The organism is Bradyrhizobium sp. NC92, from assembly GCF_025200865.1.
Lineage (GTDB): Bacteria > Pseudomonadota > Alphaproteobacteria > Rhizobiales > Xanthobacteraceae > Bradyrhizobium.
In genome coordinates this window covers 2,253,958-2,272,648 of record NZ_CP104171.1, presented here as the reverse complement: position 1 = coordinate 2,272,648, position 18,691 = coordinate 2,253,958, and the positions used below count along the sequence as shown (strand labels likewise).

16 protein-coding genes and 1 other RNA gene are annotated in these 18,691 nt (G+C 65.9%); 6 read left to right on the top strand and 11 right to left on the bottom strand.

Features of this window, described 5'->3' with window-relative positions:
- Positions 1-73: 73 nt before the first annotated feature.
- From N2602_RS10615 to rsmH, 3 genes are read right to left on the bottom strand one after another with little or no spacing between them, the layout of a single operon-like run.
- Positions 74-1,840 carry a penicillin-binding protein 2 gene (locus N2602_RS10615; RefSeq protein WP_260382604.1) on the bottom strand — a complete coding sequence of 589 codons (1,767 nt, stop codon included), beginning with the start codon at positions 1,838-1,840 and terminating at the stop codon, positions 74-76.
- A complete protein-coding gene (locus tag N2602_RS10610) occupies positions 1,837-2,229 on the bottom strand; it encodes a hypothetical protein (protein ID WP_212254604.1) in 393 nt (130 codons plus the stop codon). The genes N2602_RS10615 and N2602_RS10610 overlap by 4 nt, the downstream gene beginning before the upstream one ends.
- 3 nt (positions 2,230-2,232) lie before the next feature.
- Positions 2,233-3,222 carry a 16S rRNA (cytosine(1402)-N(4))-methyltransferase RsmH gene (rsmH, locus tag N2602_RS10605; RefSeq protein WP_260382603.1) on the bottom strand — a complete coding sequence of 330 codons (990 nt, stop codon included), beginning with the start codon at positions 3,220-3,222 and terminating at the stop codon, positions 2,233-2,235.
- A gap of 441 nt (positions 3,223-3,663) precedes the next feature.
- On the opposite strand from rsmH, the gene N2602_RS10600 reads away from it, so the two are divergent.
- Complete coding sequence (locus N2602_RS10600) at positions 3,664-4,527, top strand: N-acetylmuramoyl-L-alanine amidase (RefSeq protein ID WP_260382602.1); 864 nt, start codon at positions 3,664-3,666, stop codon at positions 4,525-4,527.
- Positions 4,528-4,644: 117 nt separating this feature from the next.
- On the opposite strand, the gene N2602_RS10595 is transcribed toward N2602_RS10600, so the two are convergent.
- Together N2602_RS10595 and N2602_RS10590 are read right to left on the bottom strand one after the other, a co-directional pair.
- Positions 4,645-5,874 carry an RNA polymerase sigma factor gene (locus tag N2602_RS10595; RefSeq protein WP_260382601.1) on the bottom strand — a complete coding sequence of 410 codons (1,230 nt, stop codon included), beginning with the start codon at positions 5,872-5,874 and terminating at the stop codon, positions 4,645-4,647.
- Between the two features lie 136 nt (positions 5,875-6,010).
- Positions 6,011-6,364 carry a YciI family protein gene (locus N2602_RS10590; RefSeq protein WP_172787235.1) on the bottom strand — a complete coding sequence of 118 codons (354 nt, stop codon included), beginning with the start codon at positions 6,362-6,364 and terminating at the stop codon, positions 6,011-6,013.
- Between the two features lie 149 nt (positions 6,365-6,513).
- Between N2602_RS10590 and rnpB the strand changes: the two genes are divergently transcribed.
- Positions 6,514-6,931, top strand: an RNA gene (gene rnpB, locus N2602_RS10585) — RNase P RNA component class A.
- Positions 6,932-7,156: 225 nt separating this feature from the next.
- On the opposite strand, the gene N2602_RS10580 is transcribed toward rnpB, so the two are convergent.
- On the bottom strand, positions 7,157-7,870 hold the full coding sequence (locus tag N2602_RS10580) for an alpha/beta fold hydrolase (RefSeq protein WP_260382600.1): 714 nt from the start codon (positions 7,868-7,870) through the stop codon (positions 7,157-7,159).
- A 67-nt stretch (positions 7,871-7,937) separates the two neighbouring features.
- Positions 7,938-8,375, bottom strand: a complete 438-nt coding sequence (locus tag N2602_RS10575) for a DUF983 domain-containing protein (protein ID WP_373569521.1) — start codon at positions 8,373-8,375, stop codon at positions 7,938-7,940.
- Between the two features lie 79 nt (positions 8,376-8,454).
- On the opposite strand from N2602_RS10575, the gene N2602_RS10570 reads away from it, so the two are divergent.
- Positions 8,455-9,825 carry a PLP-dependent aminotransferase family protein gene (locus N2602_RS10570; RefSeq protein ID WP_172787232.1) on the top strand — a complete coding sequence of 457 codons (1,371 nt, stop codon included), beginning with the start codon at positions 8,455-8,457 and terminating at the stop codon, positions 9,823-9,825.
- Between the two features lie 135 nt (positions 9,826-9,960).
- Positions 9,961-10,704, top strand: coding sequence for a sulfite exporter TauE/SafE family protein (locus N2602_RS10565; protein ID WP_172787231.1), 744 nt, complete (start codon positions 9,961-9,963; stop codon positions 10,702-10,704).
- A 50-nt stretch (positions 10,705-10,754) separates the two neighbouring features.
- On the opposite strand, the gene N2602_RS10560 is transcribed toward N2602_RS10565, so the two are convergent.
- From N2602_RS10560 to N2602_RS10545, 4 genes are all read right to left on the bottom strand, one after another.
- Positions 10,755-12,155 (bottom strand): MATE family efflux transporter, encoded by a 1,401-nt coding sequence (locus tag N2602_RS10560; RefSeq protein ID WP_260382599.1) that lies wholly within the window; start codon positions 12,153-12,155, stop codon positions 10,755-10,757.
- Positions 12,156-12,207: 52 nt separating this feature from the next.
- Positions 12,208-14,007 (bottom strand): ABC transporter ATP-binding protein, encoded by a 1,800-nt coding sequence (locus N2602_RS10555; RefSeq protein WP_260382598.1) that lies wholly within the window; start codon positions 14,005-14,007, stop codon positions 12,208-12,210.
- Positions 14,008-14,356: 349 nt separating this feature from the next.
- Positions 14,357-15,943, bottom strand: a complete 1,587-nt coding sequence (locus tag N2602_RS10550) for a DHA2 family efflux MFS transporter permease subunit (RefSeq protein WP_172787228.1) — start codon at positions 15,941-15,943, stop codon at positions 14,357-14,359.
- Between the two features lie 206 nt (positions 15,944-16,149).
- Positions 16,150-17,472: an HlyD family secretion protein gene (locus tag N2602_RS10545; protein WP_260382597.1), complete on the bottom strand. Its 1,323-nt coding sequence runs from the start codon at positions 17,470-17,472 to the stop codon at positions 16,150-16,152.
- Positions 17,473-17,667: 195 nt separating this feature from the next.
- Between N2602_RS10545 and N2602_RS10540 the strand changes: the two genes are divergently transcribed.
- Positions 17,668-18,303 (top strand): TetR/AcrR family transcriptional regulator, encoded by a 636-nt coding sequence (locus N2602_RS10540; RefSeq protein ID WP_172787226.1) that lies wholly within the window; start codon positions 17,668-17,670, stop codon positions 18,301-18,303.
- 43 nt (positions 18,304-18,346) lie between these two features.
- Positions 18,347-18,682 (top strand): DUF6665 family protein, encoded by a 336-nt coding sequence (locus N2602_RS10535; RefSeq protein WP_260383639.1) that lies wholly within the window; start codon positions 18,347-18,349, stop codon positions 18,680-18,682.
- Positions 18,683-18,691 lie beyond the last annotated feature (9 nt).

Sequence of the window (18,691 nt, the reverse complement as noted above, 5' to 3'; positions counted from 1 at the left end):
CGATATGCCCAGCCGGAAAGCCGATTCCAAAGGACAATCCCGACTCAGCACCGGCGATGGCCCACCCGGTTGATTACTGGGTTGTCCTGGATGCTGCAAGAATAAGGCGCTCGGACGGCGGCAGGTCGAACCGCGGTTCGACGCCGAGAAGCGGCGCGATCCGCTCGATCACCTTGCCGCCGGTCGGCACCGCGTTCCAGCCTGAGGTGATGAAACCATGGGTTTCCGGCAGCGCTTGCGGCTCGTCCAGCATGACGAGCACCTGGTACTTCGGATCATCGCACGGCATCACCGCCGTGAAGGAATTGAGCACGCGCTTCTTGGCGTAGCGGCCATTGATGACCTTCTCCGACGTGCCGGTCTTGCCGCCGACGTAATAGCCCTTGACGTCCGCCTTTCTCGCCGAACCGACTTCGGCATTGAGCCGCATCAGGAACCGCATCTTGTCGCTGGTCTCCGGCTTGATGACGCGCTTGGCCATCGCCATGGCTTCGGATTCGCTGCGCTTCATGAATGTCGGCGGAATCAGATAGCCGCCGTTCACGAGCGCGTTGATGCCCATCACCGCCTGCAGCGGCGCCACCGACAGGCCCTGGCCGAACGCAGCGGTGACCGTGTTCAGCTCGCTCCAGCGCCGCGGCAGCAGCGGCGCGGCGCTCTCCGGCAATTCGGTGCGCAGCCGCGTCATCTGGCCCATCTTGGCGAGGAACGCCTTGTGCGCCTCCACGCCCTGGCCGAGCGCGATGCGCGCCGCGCCGATGTTGGAGGAGTAGGTGAACACTTCCTTGGTGTTGATGAAACGGCCGAGCGGATGGCTGTCGTGGATGGTGAACTTGCCGTAGTGCAGGTTTCCGCGCGCGTCCCACATCGAGTTCAGATTGATCTTGCCGGAATCGAGCGCCATCGCCAGCGTGAACGCCTTGAAGGTCGAGCCCATCTCGTAGACGCCGGTGGTCAGGCGGTTGATGCGGTCGGGATCGTGCGCTTCCTTCGGATTGTTGGGATCGAAGTCGGGCAGCGACACCATCGCCACGATCTCGCCGGTCTTGACGTTGGAGACGATGCCGGAGGCGGCCTTGGCGTGGAACTTGTCCTTGGCCTTCAACAGCTCGTCGCGCAGCGCATGCTCGACGCGCAGATCGACCGCGAGCTCGATCGGCTTCTGCAAGCGGTCGGTGGCGAAGCCGGCGCGGTGGAGATCGGCGAGCCCCTGATTGTCGAGCCACTTCTCGAGGCCGGCGATCCCCTGGTTGTCGATGTTGACGAGACCGATGAGGTGGGCGACCTCGTTGCCGGTCGGATAGACCCGCTTGTTCTCGCGCAGGAAGCCGATGCCGGGAATGCCGAGCTTGTGGACGGCCTGCTGCTGCGCCGCCGTGACCTCGCGCTTGAGCCAGACGAAGCCCTTGCGCGTCTTCAGGCGCTCGCGCACCTCGGCCTCGTCGAGGTCGGGAATGGTCGCGGTCAAGAGCTCGATCGCCTCGTCCTTGTCGATGATGCGGCGCGGTTCGCCGAACAGGCTCGCCGCCTTGACGTCGGTGGCAAGGATGGCGCCGTTGCGGTCGACGATGTCGGGCCGCGCGGTCGCAACCACCTCCTGCGCTGCGGCACGGCGCGCGCTGTGGGCGTCGGCGCCGATCGCGAACATCACGAGCCGCCCGCCGATCAGGGCGTAGACCGAAGCGAAGGCAAGCATCGCAAGGCCGACGCGCGCGCGCGCCTTCGCGGCGCGATCGACGTTGCGCCCGTAGAGCAGGCTTCGGATCAGCCGCCGCCGCCAAGGCTCAACTGACCGCTCGGCCGTTTTTTCGGTTGGTCTTGCAGACGTTGCCGGGCTCATTGCTTGTCCTCGCGCTGAGGCACGGAGCCCGTGACCGTGTCGGGATCGCTCGCGGCTTCGATGGTCTTGAGCATGGCCCCGATCGGATCGGGCTCGCCCGGCCTGAACATCCGCGGCGGACGCTCCGGCAGGTTCTTCAGCGAATCATATTGCGTGCCGTTGACCGGCTTGAGGTGCAGATGCCGGTCGGACAGCCCTTGCAGGCGGTGAGGCGCATCGAGCTTGGCCCACTCGGCCCGCAGCCCCGCGATCGCATCGCGCTGCTCGCGGATCTCCGCACGCAGCCGCAGCACCTTCTCGGTGCGCGCCGTGGAGTCCATCTTGATGCGGTAGACATGGGCGGCTGCGAAGATCAGCGCGCCGATGACGAGGAGGTGGATGATGCGCATGCGCTAGCCGCCCCTCATCACGTCGGCGAGCTTGGGCCAGGACGTTGCCTCATCGATCTCATGCGCCGGCGCCGAGGTGCGCTCGGCGGCGCGCAGCTTTGCCGAGCGCGCGCGCGGATTGTGCGCCACTTCGTCCTCGCCGGCGACGACCGGCCGCCGCGTCAGCAGCTGGAAGCTCGGCGCAATTTGCGCGACTTCCGGCAGATGCCGCGAGCCGCCGCCGGTCTTGGAACGCTCGGAGAGGAAATTCTTGACGATGCGGTCTTCCAGCGAATGGAACGAGACGACGACGAGGCGGCCGCCGGGCCTCAGCACGCGCTCGGCGGCAGCGAGCGCCGTCTGGAGTTCCTCGAGCTCTTCGTTGACGAAGATGCGCAGCGCCTGGAACGTCCGCGTCGCCGGGTGAATGTCGCCGGGCTTCGATCGCACCACCCTGCCGACGAGATCGGCGAGCGCGCGCGTGGTCGTGAACGGAGTGTCCTGCCGGTCCGCCACGATGGCGCGGGCGATGCGGCGCGAATGCCGCTCCTCGCCGAAGAGATAGATGATGTCGGCGAGATCGCCTTCGGAGGCGCGCGCGACGACGTCCGCCGCGGTAGCGCCTGTCTGCCCCATCCGCATGTCGAGCGGACCGTCGAGACGGAAGGAGAAGCCGCGGCCGGCCTGGTCGAGCTGCATCGAGGACACGCCGACATCCATCACGACGCCGTCGACGCCGTCGACGCCTTGCGCGGCGCAGACCTCGGCGAGGTTGGAGAAGCGGTCCTCGACCAGCGTCAGCCGGCCCGCGGAGCGTTCGACCAGTTCGGCACCCCCGGCAATCGCGGTGCGGTCGCGATCGATGGCAATGAGTCGGGTTCCCGCCACTTCCAGGATCGCGCGGCTATAGCCGCCGGCACCAAAAGTGGCGTCGACATAGACGCCGCCCTCGCGCGGGGCGAGATGGGCGATGGCCTCACGGCCAAGAACGGGGATGTGCGGAGCCGAGCTCATGCGCAACGCCTGCCGACCGCCCGGCCCGATACCCAAGCGAGATCGGGGCCGAACAAGCCCATAACGCCTCGGATCATTGCGCGTCGCGGCGGTTCCACGACAAAGCCCCTGTCCAGCATGGTTACCGAGCCCGGCCGTCCCGGGCCACAAACCCGGTGTTCCCAGTGGAATTTGTCGGGCAGCCATGGGATTTCGAGCCAAAATACGCTTTGGCCGCCTCCGAACGCGGGTCGGCTCTTCATCCCTCAGTAACGGCCCTTAGCGTTAAGAAAGCGTTGCTCGGTTCATGACAAGTGGAAAAGGTAACGAGGGCAGTGATGCTTCATCCACACACATCGCCAAAATGAATCCGTTAACCGCGCCGCGCGATTGCGCGCGATGGAGGGTAAAGGAATAGTAAAGAGAAGGGCTTGCCCCACTCGCCGTCCGTCCGAGCTGCTCATGCCCTCCGGTTCGTCCACGCCGTCTGGATCTGATTCGAAGCGTCACCGCGTTCTCCCGGTTCCCAAGACCGTGGCGGGCCTGCGGACGTTCGAGCCCGATTCCTCGATCGTCTCGGACATAATCCCCTCGCCGAACCATGGCGAGCGCAACAAGGGACGGCAGCCGGACATGATCCTGCTGCACTACACCGGCATGCCCGATGTCGAGGGCGCGCTGGCACGCCTCTGCACGGCCGGCACCGAAGTGTCGGCGCATTATGTCGTGCTGGAGGACGGGCGCATCGTGCAATGCGTGCCCGAGGCCAAGCGGGCCTGGCACGCCGGCGTCTCCTCCTGGGCCGGCGAGGACGACATCAACTCCTGCTCGATCGGCATCGAGATCATCAATCGCGGCCATGACTGGGGCTATCCGGAGTTTCCGCTGCGCCAGATCGCCGCCGTGATCGCGCTGTGCCGCGGCATCATGCTCCGCCGCAAGGTGCCGGCGCACCGGGTGCTCGGCCATTCCGACGTCGCGCCCGCCCGCAAGAAGGATCCCGGCGAGAAATTTCCGTGGCATTCGCTGGCCAATTCCGGCGTCGGCCATTGGGTGACGCCCGCACCGATCGTCCGCGGCGAGAGCCTGATGCTCGGCACCATCAGCGACGCGGTGCTGAGCATGCAGCAGGCGCTCGCAAGGTACGGCTATGGCGTGCCCCTGAACGGCAAGTACGACGCTGCCACGATGGAAGTCGTCACCGCCTTCCAACGCCATTTCCGCCCGGCGCGGCTGGACGGTGTCGCCGATCACTCGACGCTGTCGACCTTGCAGGCGCTGCTGGCGAGCCTGCCGGCGGAAGCAACGCCGGTCGCGTCGAAGTGACGGCGTAGCCGCACACGCCGTCATTGCGAGGAGCTCTTGCGACGAAGCAATCCAGACTGTCTCCCGGTGATAGCCTGGATTGCTTCGCTGCGCTCGCAATGACGGCATGTGAGGCCCCTATTCCATCTCCCTCATCCGTCGCGCATAGAGCCTCCGCAACGGCTCGAGCTGCGTCGCTTCCGTCGCCGCCCGATAGGCCTCGCGTGCCTCCTTCGTCCTGCCGAGCCGCCGCAACAAATCCGCGCGCACGGCGGGCAGCAGCTCATAGCCGCGAAGCCCTCCGCGCGCGGCGATCGCATCGACGAGATCGAGCGCACGCGCCGGCCCATCGACCATCGACACCGCCGCGGCGTGGTTGAGTTCGATCACCGGTGACGGATTGATGCGCAGCAGCACCTCGTACAAACCTGCGATCTGCGGCCAGTCGGTGGCTTCGAAGCTCGGCGCACGCGCATGCAGCGCTGCGATCGCGGCTTGCACCGCATAGGGCTGCGGCCGGCCCGGCACGCGCAACGCATCCTCCACCAGACGTAGGCCCTCCTCGATCTGCGCGCGGTCCCACAGCGCGCGGTCCTGCTCTTCGAGCAGGACGATGTCGCCGGCCGGCGTCTGTCGCCCGGCGCGGCGCGCGTCGTGCAGCAGCATCAGGGCCAGCAGGCCCTTGATGCCGGCGCGATCGGGCATCAGCCGGTTCAGCAGCCGGCCAAGCCGGATGGCCTCGGTCGCCAGATCAGGCCGCATCAGGTCCGCGCCCTCGGTCGCGACATAGCCTTCGGTGAAGACGAGATAGATCACGGCGAGCACGCCATCGAGCCGCGGCGCCAGCGCCTCGCGCTCCGGCACCTCATAGGGGATGCCGGCAAGCCTGATCTTCTGCTTGGCGCGGACGAGCCGCTGCGCCATCGCCTCCTCGCCGACGAGGAAGGCGCGTGCCACCTGCGCCGTCGACAGCCCGCAGACGGTGCGCAGCGTCAGTGCGACCTGCACCTCGGGCGCGAAGGCGGGATGGCAGCAGGTGAAGATCAGCCGCAGCATGTCGTCGTCGAGCATCGCCGGCGGCTCGTCGGGGCCCAGCGCATTCAGCTCGAGCTCGTGCACCAGCGCCTGCTGCTTGCCGCGGAACACGGCCTGGCGGCGGATGCGGTCGATCACCTTGTGCTTGGCGACATTGACGAGCCAGGCGCGCGGATTGTCGGGGACCTCACACGCCCAGCGTTCCAGCGCGACCGCAAACGCATCCTGGAGCGCGTCCTCGGCGAGATCGAAATCGCCGACGAGACGGATCAGCGTGGCCAGCGTCCGCCCCGCCTCGTCGCGGAAGATTTTGTCGATCTCGCCAGGGGTCATGTCACGCGATCACTCCCCTCTCGTCATTCCGGGGCGCGGCAAAGCCGCGAGCCCGGAATCCACAACCACGATTCGGGGATATGGATTCCGGGCCTGCGCCTTGCGGCGCATCCCGGAATGACGAAGGTGAGAGCCGTCACTTCTCGTACACCCAGATCGGCCGCACCTCGATCGAGCCGATGCGTGCGCTGGGAATCCGCGCTGCGATCTCGATGGCGGCGTTGAGATCCTTGGCTTCGATCAGGTAGTAGCCGCCGAGCTGCTCGCGCGTTTCCGCGAACGGACCATCGGTCGTCAGCGTCTTGCCCTCGCGCACACGCACGGTCGTTGCGGTCGTGGTCGGCTGCAGGCGGTCGCCGGCCTTGAAATTGCCGCTCTGGATGATGGCTTGCGTGAAGGTCTGGTATTCGGCCAGCATCTTCTGGCTGGTCGCCGCGTCGTTCTTCGCGTACTCGACCTCGTTCTGGTAGATCATCAGCAGGTATTGCATCGCTTCACTCCTGTTGTTCGGCTGTGTTGCCGGCATCCAGTCGAACGGGTTGCGCGCCAAACGACATCTTCACGATAAATTATTTCTGGCCGAGCGTGCCTCGCGATATCGGCTTGACGAAACCGTCACAAATGCCCATGCCTAAGCCGTCAGTCGGCCGGACGGCCGCTCCGGCAGGTGCCGAAAGGCCGCCGGGGAGGAAAGTCCGGGCTCCCTTGACATGCGGTGCCGGATAACGTCCGGCGGGGGTGACCCCAGGGAAAGTGCCACAGAGAACGAACCGCTCCCTCCTCGGAGGAAGTAAGGGTGAAAAGGTGCGGTAAGAGCGCACCGCGGTTCCGGCAACGGAGCCGGCAGGGCAAACCCCACCGGGAGCAAAACCGAATAGGGACGGCTTAAGCGGGCTGTTCGCGAAAGCGATAACACCGCGGGGCGATGTCAGGCCCGCCGTCCGGGTAGGTTGCTCGAGGCCGTGTGCAAACATGGTCCCAGAGGAATGGCCGTCACGTATCGTTCGCGCAAGTGGACGGTGCCCTACAGAACCCGGCTTACAGGCCGGCTGATGCTCTAAAGCGTTTTCGAGCGAAGTGGGTTTCCGGTTCGCGTGAAGAAAACGCGTCTTGCTAAGGAAGCAACGAGGGGTTCGATGCTAACGCATCGGACCCCTCACCAATTTGGGCTGCTGTCATTCTGGGGCGTGCGCAGCACGAACCCGGAATCCATTCATCCACCGACTCCGCTGCCTGATGGATTCCGGGCTCTCGCTTCGCGAGCCGGAATGACGGCTGTGAGCTACGCGACGATCTCGTTCAACACCTTCATCAACGCCTCCGGCGCCGTCACATTCGGCGCGTGACTGGCGTCGAGCTCGACATAGCGCCAGCCCTCCTCGCTCTTCGTGCGCTGGGCGAACTGCCCGAACACATCGCCGGGCGGAAGGCGCGTGCAATAGATGTAGCTGCGCGGCATCGCCGGCTCGCCGTGCTCGAGCCTCAAGCGCGTCTCGAAGCACTTGATCGGCATCGGGACGCGCCGCGCATTGAGCCAGTCGAGATCGGCCTGCGCGGTATCCGGCGGCGGCGGGTTCGGCGGGATGCGATAGCCGTCGCCCGAGCTGACTGCCTTGCGCATCGGCTCGCGTCCGCCCTCGTTGAGGTCGAACAGCGACTGGCCGTCACGCGGCACGAAGGCATCGAGATAGATCAGCTGCGTCACGCGCTCGCGCGCGCGGTCGGCGACGCCGGTCGCGACCATGCCGCCGTAGCTGTGGCCGAGCAGCACGATGTCGTTGAGATCCTCGAAAGCGATGACGTTGAGGATATCCTGGATATGCGTGTCGAGATCGACCGAAGGATTCGCCAGATGCGCGCGCTCGCCGAGCCCGGTGTAGGTCGGCGCCACCAGGCGGTGGCCGGCCTGCGCCATCAGCGGGTGCACCTTCTTCCAGGCCCATCCGCCGGACCATGCGCCATGACAGAGCAGGAAGGTCTTCGCGCGTGCGGCCATCGGCGTTTCCATCGTTCTTGTTTGATACGACGGAGTGTAGCGGCCGGCCGCGCGATGTAAACGCTGCTTACGCGGCGCGCGTGTCCTTCACCAGCACCGGCGCAAGCTCGCCGGCTTCGCGCCGCAGCTTGCCCGCCTCGAAACCGTGCATGCCGAGCTGCCATTGCAGGCCGACGATGGCACCCTTGGTGGGTTGCAGCAGCGCGAGCGAGGCGAACAGCGTCACCGGCAGCCATACCGCGAGCTGCAGCCATTCCGGCGGCGCGTAGGCGGTCTCGACCGCGAGGATCGCCGGCACCACGAGATGACCGACCACGACCATCACGAGATAGGCGGGAAAGTCGTCGGCGCGCTGGTGGAACAGCTCCTCGCCGCAATGGTCGCAAGCCTCCGCCACCTTCAGGAAGCGGCCGAACATGTGCCCTTCCCCGCAATGCGGACATTTGCCGCTGAAACCGCGCCACATCGCCTTGGCCAGAGAGACCGTTGCCAGAGAGACAGACATGCCCACACCTCTTCCTTTTCGACGATCCATACAATAATATCTTGCATGCATACATTCAAAGGTTATGGGCCCAAATTGCATGGAATGGATCCCTACAATCTCGGAGCTTTCGGGCCCGCGCTATCAGCGGATCGTCGAGGCCATGGAGGCCGATATTGCCGCCGGCAGGCTGGTGCGCGGTCAACAGCTGCCGACGCAGCGTGCGCTGGCAAAAGCACTCGGCATCGACCTCACCACGGTGACGCGCGCCTACACCGAGGCGCGGCGCCGCGGCATCATGGAAGCTCGCGTCGGACAGGGCTCGTTCGTGTCGGAGACCAGCGCGCGGCGCGCGGTCGACCTGCCGCACCCGGTCGCGATCGACCTGTCGATGAATGTGCCGCCGCACCCGCTGGAGGCGCAGCTCGACGAGCGCATCATCGCCGGGCTGGAAGCCCTCCGCGCGCAATCGGGCCTGACGGCGTATCTTAACTACCAGCCGCCCGGCGGCAGCGCGCATGAGCGCGAGGTCGCGGCGCGCTGGATGCGCGCCCGCGTCGCGCATGCGCAGGCCGATAGGCTGGTGATCTTTCCCGGCGCACAGACGATCCTCTTCAACCTGCTCGCCCATGTTGCGCGGCCCGGCGACACCGTGCTGACCGAAGCCCTCACCTTCCCCGGCATCAAGGCCGCCGCGGCCCGGCTCGGCGTCAAGCTCGTCGGTGTCCCCATGGATGAGGACGGCATCCTGCCGGATGCGCTGGCAAAGGCGTGCCGCGTGCACAAGCCGAAAGCCGTCTATCTCATTCCGACGCTGCACAATCCGACCACGGCGACGCTTTCCGCCGAGCGGCGCGGCGCGATCGCGAAGATCATCCGCGATGCCGGCACCATCCTGATCGAGGATGACGCCTACGGGCTGCTCGACCGCGCGGCCTCGCCGATCGCGAACCTCATTCCGGAGCGAACATATCTTGCGACCACGCTGTCAAAATGCATCGCGCCGGCGCTGCGCGTTGCCTATCTGGTGACCCCCGACAGTGGCGCGCAGCGGGACATGCGCACCTCCCTGCAGGCGACCGTGCAGATGCCGGCGCCCCTGATGGTCGCGCTGGTGACGCATTGGATCGAAGGCGGCATTGCCGATCGCATCATCAGCGCTATCCGCAACGAAGCCGTCGGCCGCCAGCAGCTCGCGCAACGCGCGCTGAAAGGTTTTCAGTTCCTGGCCAGGCCCGCGGCGCATCATCTCTGGCTGCGACTGCCGGAAGAGCGACCCGATCTCGCCGCACATCTTCTGCGGAACGGGCTTGCGGTCGTCGCCGGCGATGCCTTCACCGTCGACGGGGCACCGCCGCAGGCGGCACGCGTCTCGCTGGGCGCGGCCCGAAACAGATCGGAATTGACGGAGGCGCTGCGCATCCTGGTCGGCGCGCTGCAGAAGCCTGCCGACACCAGGCAGATCGTCTAGATCATCGACGATGACGGCGATGGAGCGCCGCAGATCACGCTTGCATGCGGCACGGATTGACCTGCATGCCGGCAGGCATGTTATGCGAGCCGTGGCGATCAGCTCGGGATCGCCCCTGGCGACAAGGACAGTCTGTTGGAAACGCTCACCTACGTCCTGCTGCTGCTCGGCGCGCTCGCCGGCGGCTTCGTCTCGGGACTGGCCGGTTTCGGCACGGCGCTGATGGCGCTCGGCATCTGGCTCTATGTGCTGCCGCCCTCGCTCGCGGTCCCCTTGGTGCTGATCTGCTCGGTGATCGCGCAGACCTCGACGCTGCCCTCGATGTGGAAGAGCTTCAACCTCTCGCTGGTCTGGCCGTTCCTGATCGGCGGCCTGCTCGGCGTCCCGCTCGGCACCATGATGGTGGCCTCGGCCGATCCAAAAGTGTTCAAGCTGAGCGTCGGTGTGCTGATCCTGATTTTCTCTACGGCGCTCTATCTGAACAAGAGGTCGCTCGCGATCAAATCCGGCGGCCGGATTGCCGACGGCGCGGTCGGCTTTGCCGGCGGCATTCTTGGTGGCCTCGCTGGGCTCTCGGGGCCGCTGCCGATCCTGTGGGCCAATATCCGCGGCTGGAACAAGCACGAGCGGCGCGGCATCTTCCAGCTCTTTAACTTCACGGTGCTCGCCACCGCACTGCTGCTGCAGACCGCATCGGGTCTCGTCGAGCTCAAAGTGGTCTGGCTCGCGGCCGTCGCCTTTCCGGGCACCTTGATCGGCGCATGGGCGGGCGCGCGCGTCTATCACGCGCTGAACGACAAGCATTTCGGCGATGTCGTGCTCGGCCTCTTGTTTCTGTCGGGCCTCACGCTCGTCTGGAACAGCCTTGGCGCGCATTAGCCCCACGGCGCCGCAAGCTGGCGGGAGCCGTGGGAGGGATGTCACTTTCGCTACGCGGGAGCACGGGCCGGAGGCGCGACCGGCTCGGCTTCCACTGCCTTCGCGGCCTCGTCCTGCGACGCGAAGCGCTTGCCGAACTCGCGGCGCATGAGCCACAGGCTCATTGCGGCCTGCAGCGTCGTCGCCGCGATCGAGAGATACCAGACATGCTCGATGCGGAAACCCGGCCGCGTCGACAGCCAGAGCACCGGCAGCGAATAGGTGAACACGCGCGTCACCGAGCTCACCAGCACAGGCCTGGTGTTGCCGAGGCCCTGGAACATGCTGGAGCAGGTGAAGATGAGGCCCTGCGCCACCATGTTGAGCGAGATGATCCGCAGGAACAGGAAGGCGATCGCCATCGTCTCCCGGTCGTTGGAAAACCCGGCCAGCAGCAGCTCCGGCTTCAGCTGCGCGAGGATCATGAAGCCGACCGCCACGACGGTGGTGATCAGCGCCGTCTTGACAAAGGTTTCCCGCACCCGCGCGCCGTTGCCGGCACCGACGTTCTGGCCGGCGATGGGCGCGGCCGCCAGCGCAATCGCGAGCGCCGGCATCTGAATTAGGCCGAGCACGCGCTGCCCGATGCCGAAGCCCGCCTGCGCCGCCGCGCCGAAGTCGCGCAGCACGTAATAGACCACCGCCATGAAGATGAACATCATCGCGAACTCGCCGCCGGCCGGCAGGCCGACATTCAGGATGCGCATCAGGTGCCGCGGCTGCGGACGCCACTGCGCCGCGTTGAAGGCGACGTAGCGCTCGACCTTGCGGAAATAGGCCAGCAGCATCAGCACGCCGACGGCGACTGCGATCGAGCTCGCCAGCCCCGCGCCGGCGACACCGAGTGCGCAGCCCGTGCCCCAGCCCGAGATCAGCACCGGCGCCAATGCGATATTGATCGCGACCGCGAGCGCGCGCACGACCATCGCGGGACGCACGATCCCGGTCGCGCGCAGCGCCGAAGCCAGCACCTGCATGGCGAATTCCAGCGCGAGCGCCGGCATGAACCACAACAGGTAGGTGGTCCCCGCCTCGATCGTGGCCTGGTCGGCCGCGACCGAACGCATGTAAGGGCGCGACAGCGCTGCGCCGATCACGAGGGTCAAGAGGCCGGCCAGCACCGACAGCACGACCGCCTGGTTCAAGATCAGGTTCGCATCCGCCCGGTCCTTGCGTCCCACGGCATGCGCGATCAGCGCCACCGTGCCGACGCCGAGCACCTGCATCAAGGCATTGACGAGAAAGCCGGCATTGCCGGCCGCGGCGACGCCGGCAACCGCCGCATCGCCGAGGCTAGATACGAAATACAGATCGACCAGCTGGCAGATCATGATCGAGATCATGCCGACCATGATCGGCGGCGCCATGGCCAGGATGTGTCTCACGATAGAGCCGTGTGTCAGGTCTTTCATGTCGTTCCATCCCCACGCGACGTGGCCGGCATTCGTCCACCGGCCACGCGCGTCATTCCGCTGCTGCGATCTCTCCGAGCTCCACCACCTGGCGCTCGAACAGGCTGCGATAGATGCCGCCGGGCTTGGCCGCGAGCAGACCGTGCGTGCCCTGCTCGACGATCTCGCCGCGGTCGAACACCAGGATGCGATCGAGGCTCTTCACCGTCGACAGCCGGTGCGCGATCACGATGGAGGTGCGTCCCTTCATCAGCCGCTCCATCGCCTCCTGGATCAGCGCCTCCGATTCCGAATCGAGACTCGAGGTCGCCTCGTCCAGGATCAGCACCGGAGCATCCGCCAGGAAGGCGCGCGCCAGCGCCACGCGCTGCCGCTCGCCGCCCGACAATTTCACGCCCCGCTCACCGACCAGGGTGCCGTAACCCTTCGGCAGGCGCAGGATGAAGTCGTGCGCATTGGCAAGCCGCGCCGCCTGCTCGATCGCCTCCAAGCTGGCGCCGGGCCGGCCATAGGCGATGTTCTCGGCGAGCGTACGGTGAAACAGGATCGGCTCCTGCTGCACGATCGCGATCTGGCTGCGCAGCGATTGCTGCGTGGCCAGCGCGATGTCCTGCCCGTCGATCAGCACGCGGCCGCCGGTGACGTCATAGAGCCGCTGCACCAGCTTGACGAAGGTGGTCTTGCCGGAGCCGGAGCGGCCGAGGAGGCCGACCCGCTCGCCGGCGCGGATCGTCAGCGACAGCCCGTCATAGAGCGGCGCACGATGGCCGCCATAGTGGAACGTGACGTCGTCGAACACGATCTCGCCGCCTTCGATCGCGATCGGCTGCGCATTGGCCGCATCGGCGATGCCGATCGGCTCGTCGTGGATCGCCACCAGCTCCTCCATGTCGTTGACCGAGCGCTGGAGGTTGTTGATGTGCATGCCGACGTCGCGCAAATAGGCGTGGATCACATAGTAGCTCGTCAGCACGTAGGTGACGTCGCCGGGCGAGGCGTAGCCGGAGACCCACAGCAAAACGGAGCCGCCGATCACCGAGGCGCGCAAGCCCAGCAGCAGCGTCAGCTGCGCCATGGCGGTGTAGTTGTAGCGAAACCAGGTCCGCCGCACGCGCACGCCCCAGCGGTTGATGACGCGGGCGAGCCGCGCGTCCTCGCGCAGTTCCGCGCCGAAGGATTTCACCACGGCGTTGCAGGTCAGCGCATCCGCCAGCGTGCCGCCCACCTTGGTGTCCCAGGCATTGGAGACGCGCGCGGCCGGCGCGACGTAGCGGGTCGAGAACAGCACCGTCATGGTGACATAGACCAGCGCGCCGAGCGCGATCACCGCGCCGAGCGAGGCCCAGTGCAGGCCGAGCAGGATCATCGAGCCGATCAGAACGACGAACGAGGGCAATAGCGCGAGCAGCAGCGTGTCGTTGAGCAGGTCGAGCGCCCACATGCCGCGGGTGATCTTCCGAACCGTGGAGCCGGCGAAGGAGTTCGCGTGCCAGTCGGTCGAGAAGCGCTGCACGCGCGTGAACGCCTCCTGCGCGACCTCGGACATGATCTGCAGCGTGAACGGCACGATCGCCTGCAATCCCGCGAGCCGCAGCACCATCGAGGCCGCGCCCAGCGCCACGATGGCGCCGAACGCGACCAGCGCCGCGTGCCGCGCATCGGGGTCGGACGGACCGCGGGTCAGCGCATCGATCAGGTGTCCGGAGAAGACCGGCATGAACAAATCGGCGGCGGTTGCGCCGAGCAGGCCGCCGGCCACGACGAGGCCGCGCCCCGGCTGCTTCAGCCAATGTTTGAACACGAAGGGAAGCACGACGCGAATCGCCGCAGGCTTCTTGGACAGAGCGGTCATGGCATCATCCGGCCGCTTCGCGCGGGCCGGCTCCATCGATGGACGCAAGTCGGCCCGAAGGCCGCAACGGCGTCACGTAAGACTGATTTTGACTTGGGAAACGAAGCGATCGGGACGCTCGGCCAAAACCTTGGCCCAATCGAAGCTGGCGGAAGAGGGCTCTAACAGGCCGCGTACATACCGAACCAGAACGTCATCGAGGTGATCATCGAGCGCGGGCGTACGATCTGCGATTGCGACGAAATCATGCAAATCTCTCCCCGGTTCGAATGAATGAGGCGCGCTTTATAGATGTGTCGCCAGCCGATTGCAACGGGGCTCGCGCGAGATCACGCACGAGTGTTGCAAATTAGTGCCCGTCGCCGCCGGCGCCGAACGGCGACGGCGGTCTCTTCAGCAGCACCACCAGGAAACTGAGGGCGAGATAGAACAGCGACAGGATGAAGAAGGCATCGCCAAAGCTCATCACCACGGCCTGGCGATGAACCAGCTGGGAAAGCTGCTTCATGGCCATCAGCGTGGAATCGCCAAGTCCCTGAAATTTCTGCATGAACATGCTCAGGGTTTCGGTCGCGGTCGTGTTGCCCCAGGTCACGCGCTCCTGCAGACGGGTGATATGCAGGTCGGTGCGGTCGTTGAGCACGGTGTTGATGACGGCGAGGCCGAGCGCGCCGCCGAGATTGCGCATCAGGTTGAACAGGCCGCTCGCGTTCTTCACCTTGTCAGGTGGCAGCGTGCCGAGCGCGACGTTGTTGGTCGGGACCATCGCGAACATCATGCCGATGCCGCGCAGGATCTGCGGCACCAGCAGCTCGTAGAAATCGTATTCGCGGGTGATCCAGGTCATCTGGTAGGAGCCGATCGCGAACACGACGAGGCCGAACGCGATCATGTAGCGCATGTCGAGCTTGGCCATGAGCCGGCCGACCAGCGGTGCGACCAGGAACATGGTGATGCCGGAGACGAACATGGTGTCGCCGATCATCAGCGCGCTGTAGCCGCGCACTTCGGCGAGATAGCGCGGATAGATGTAGGTCAGGCCGTAGAGACCGATGCCGATGCAGAATTGCAGCGTGCATCCGACGGCGAAATTGCGGTCGGAGAAGGTGCGCAGATTGACGATCGGCTCGGCCGCCGTGAACACGCGCCAGAAGAAGGCGATGGCCGAGATCGCGCAGATCCAGGCGCAGATCGCGACCGACGTGTCCTGCATCCATTGATATTGCGGGCCCTCTTCCAGCACATATTCCAGCGTGCCGAGGAAGCTGGCCATGAACAACAAGCCCCACCAGTCGAAGCGATCGAGCAGCTCGAAATGCGGCTCGTCGAAATCGACCAGCGCCAGCACGCCCACTGTGATGCCGATGCCGGGCACGACGTTGATGAAGAACAGCCAGTTCCACGACATCGCGTCGGTGATGTAGCCGCCGACCGTCGGTCCGATGGTCGGAGCCAAGGTTGCGACGAGGCCGATGATGGGACCGACGATGTGGAATTTCGTGCGCGGGAAGACGGTGTAGGCCGAAGCGAACACGGTCGGGATCATGCCGGCGCCGAGAAAGCCCTGCAGCGCGCGCCAGAGGATCATCTCCTCGATCGTCGTGGCGAAGCCGCAGAGCAGGCTCGCGAAGGTGAAGCCGGCCGCCGAGATCGCGAACAACAGCCGCGTGCCGAAGGCGCGCGACAGGAATCCCGACAGCGGGATCGCGATCACCTCGGCGATCAGATAGGCGGTCTGAACCCAGGAGACCTCGCTGGAGCTCGCCGACAGCCCGGCCTGGATTTCGCTCAATGAGGCCGAGACGATCTGGATGTCCAGGATCGACATGAACATCCCGAACACCATGATGATGAACGCAAACAGCCGCTTCGGCGCAATGCGCTCCGAAGCGGGATCCGCCATCATGGCAGGTGAAGCGGTGGTGGCGTTGGCCATTTTCTCACTCAGCTCGCGCGAGAGGGCACGCTCCACCTCTTCCCATCGGGGAGAGGTCTATTTGCGCAGCAAATCGGGTGAGGGGCCGCAGCTTCCACGAGAGAGCGTAACCCCTCACCCGGATCGCATCTTCCGATGCGATCCGACCTCTCCCTCCGGGAGAGGTGAAAGGCGAAGCGGCGCTCGTCTCGAACATCATAGCATCCCTACTGCGGATGGACCGCGGTGGGATCGTCGAGGTCGACCGCGCTGTCGGCGTCGGCGGCGCCCTTGTTGGTGTCGACGGTGGCGTAGACCGACATGCCGGCGCGGAGCAGGTTCTGCTTCGCCACCGATTTGGGCACGCGGATGCGGACCGGCACGCGCTGCACGATCTTGGTGAAATTGCCGGTGGCGTTGTCGGGCGGCAGCAGCGTGAACACCGACCCCGCGCCCGCCGCGATGCTGTCGACGACGCCGGAGAACTTGCGCATGCCGTAGGCGTCGACCTTGATCGTCACCGGCTGGCCCGGGCGGATGCGCTTGAGCTGTGTCTCCTTGAAGTTGGCGTCGATATAGACGTCGTCCAGCGGCACGATGTTGCCAAGGCGCTGTCCGACCGCGACGAAGTCGCCAGTGTTGACAAGGCGGTTCGAGAACGTGCCGTTCACCGGCGCGCGCACCGCCGTGAAGCCGAGGTCGCGCTCGGCTTTGGCGAGCGTGGTCTTAAGCTCGGCGAGCTGGGCCTGCGCTTCGGCCTGCTGCGCCTTGGCGACGTCGACATTGCTGACGGCAACCTCGTAGGCGGCTCGCGCGGCCTTGACCGCGGCGGCGCCCTGGTCGCGTCCGGCTTCCGAGCTTTCGAAGGTGGCGCGCGAGGCAAAGCCCTTGCTGCTCAGCGCCTGCTGGCGCTCATAATCGAGGTCGGCGCGCTTGAGGCCCGCTTCGGCGGAGACGAGCTGCGCCTTGGCCTGGGCGACCTGGCTGTCGAGAGCTGCGACCTGGCGGCCGATGCGATCGATGGTGGCTTGCTGGGTCGCGATCTTGGTCGCGGCGGCCTCGACCGCGATCCTGTAGTCGCCGTCGTCGATGCGGAGGACGATGTCGCCGGCACGCACCGACGTGTTGTCGCCGGCAAGGATCGAGGAGATGTGGCCGGCAACGCGCGCGCCGAGCATGGTGTTGTTGGCGCGCACATAGGCGTCGTCGGTCGAGATGTAGAAGCGACCGACCAAAGTGTAATAGCCGGCATACCCCGCAACAGCCAGCGCGAGGACGAGGCCGACGCCCATCAGGACGAATTTGCGCTTGCCGGACTTTGGCGCACCGGACGCAGCGGCGGCGGGCGCGTCCGGCGCAGGTGCGGCCGGCTTGTCGATCACGGGCTGCTCCGGCGCCTCGCGGGTCGGACGCTTGGTTTCCTCGGCCACGTGAGCGCGCAGCTGCTCGGCAGGGGGTGCGGGTGTCTCGGAGGCAGCATCAGCGCCCGTCTGGTCCTCCGCCGTTTCCTGGCGAAGGACGCGAGCCGTCTGATCTCTCGATATGGCCATCACGGCCTCCCCAAAAAAGCGCAACCCGAGGGCGGCCGCTGTTGCAGGCGGTTTCCCCGCGTGGATCTCAAATAGCATTGACCGAACGGTTCGGTCAATATACACATTATTCCCGACAGACCTTACAGCCGCGAATCCTTTATGGGCGTTTCATGGCTTAATCCCGACCCAAAAACCTTCCGAGACCCTAAACCAATGGTTGTAGCTGCCAGCGAACAATTGCGTATCGTCCAGGACGAGGACAATTCCAAGCGCCGCCAGATCCTGGACGGCGCCCGCAAGGTGTTCATGGATCTGGGCTTCGACGGGGCCAGCATGGGCGAGATCGCGCGCGCCGCGCAGGTCTCCAAGGGCACACTCTACGTCTACTTCGCCGACAAATGCGCGCTGTTCGAAGCCATCGTCGAACAGGAGGCGCTCCAGCACGGCCAGGTCGTGTTCAGTTTCGATCCCGACCGCGAGGCCGAGAGCACGCTGAAGGAGTTCGGCCTCGCCTATCTTCACCTGGTCTGCCGGCCCGGTGGCGGATCGGCGATCCGCACCGTGATGGCGATCGCGGAGCGCATGCCGGATGTCGGCCGGCGTTACTATGCGCGCGTGCTGGACAAGAGCATCAACCGCCTCTCCGCTTATCTCAAGGCACGTGTCGCATCGGGCGATCTTTCGATCGATGATTGCGATCTTGCCGCCTCGCAGTTCATGGAACTGTGCAAGGCCTCGCTGTTCCTGCCCTTCGTGTTTCAGGCGGAGCCCGCGCCGTCGGAACAGCGCATGAGCGCGGTGGTCGAGAGCGCAACGCGGATGTTCCTGGCGGCGTACAAGGCGAGGTAGCCGCGCGTTGCGCCTGCGGGCCGGGCGACACTATATTGCGGCCATGTCTCGTGATCTTCGCCCGCCAGTCGACATCCTCCACTACGAGATCGTCCAGGAACAGGCCTCGGCGCTTGGGCGGATGGGCCGCGCCCTCGAACAGAGCCTTTCGCGTTTGCGCGAGTTCGACGCCGCCCACGCCGCGACCGAAGTGCCGGCGGCAATGCAACCGGTCAGGCGCAAGCTGGTGCTGGAAGCCGGCCAGGCGCTTTGGTTGTTCGTGGTGCAACGCGAGGCGTCCGGCTTGCGCGACAGCCGCCACATCATGCGCACCTACAACGTTCCGGGTGAGGTGCAGCGCTGCATGGGACTGGCACCATCGAAGCCTAAAGCGCGATGACGACATCAT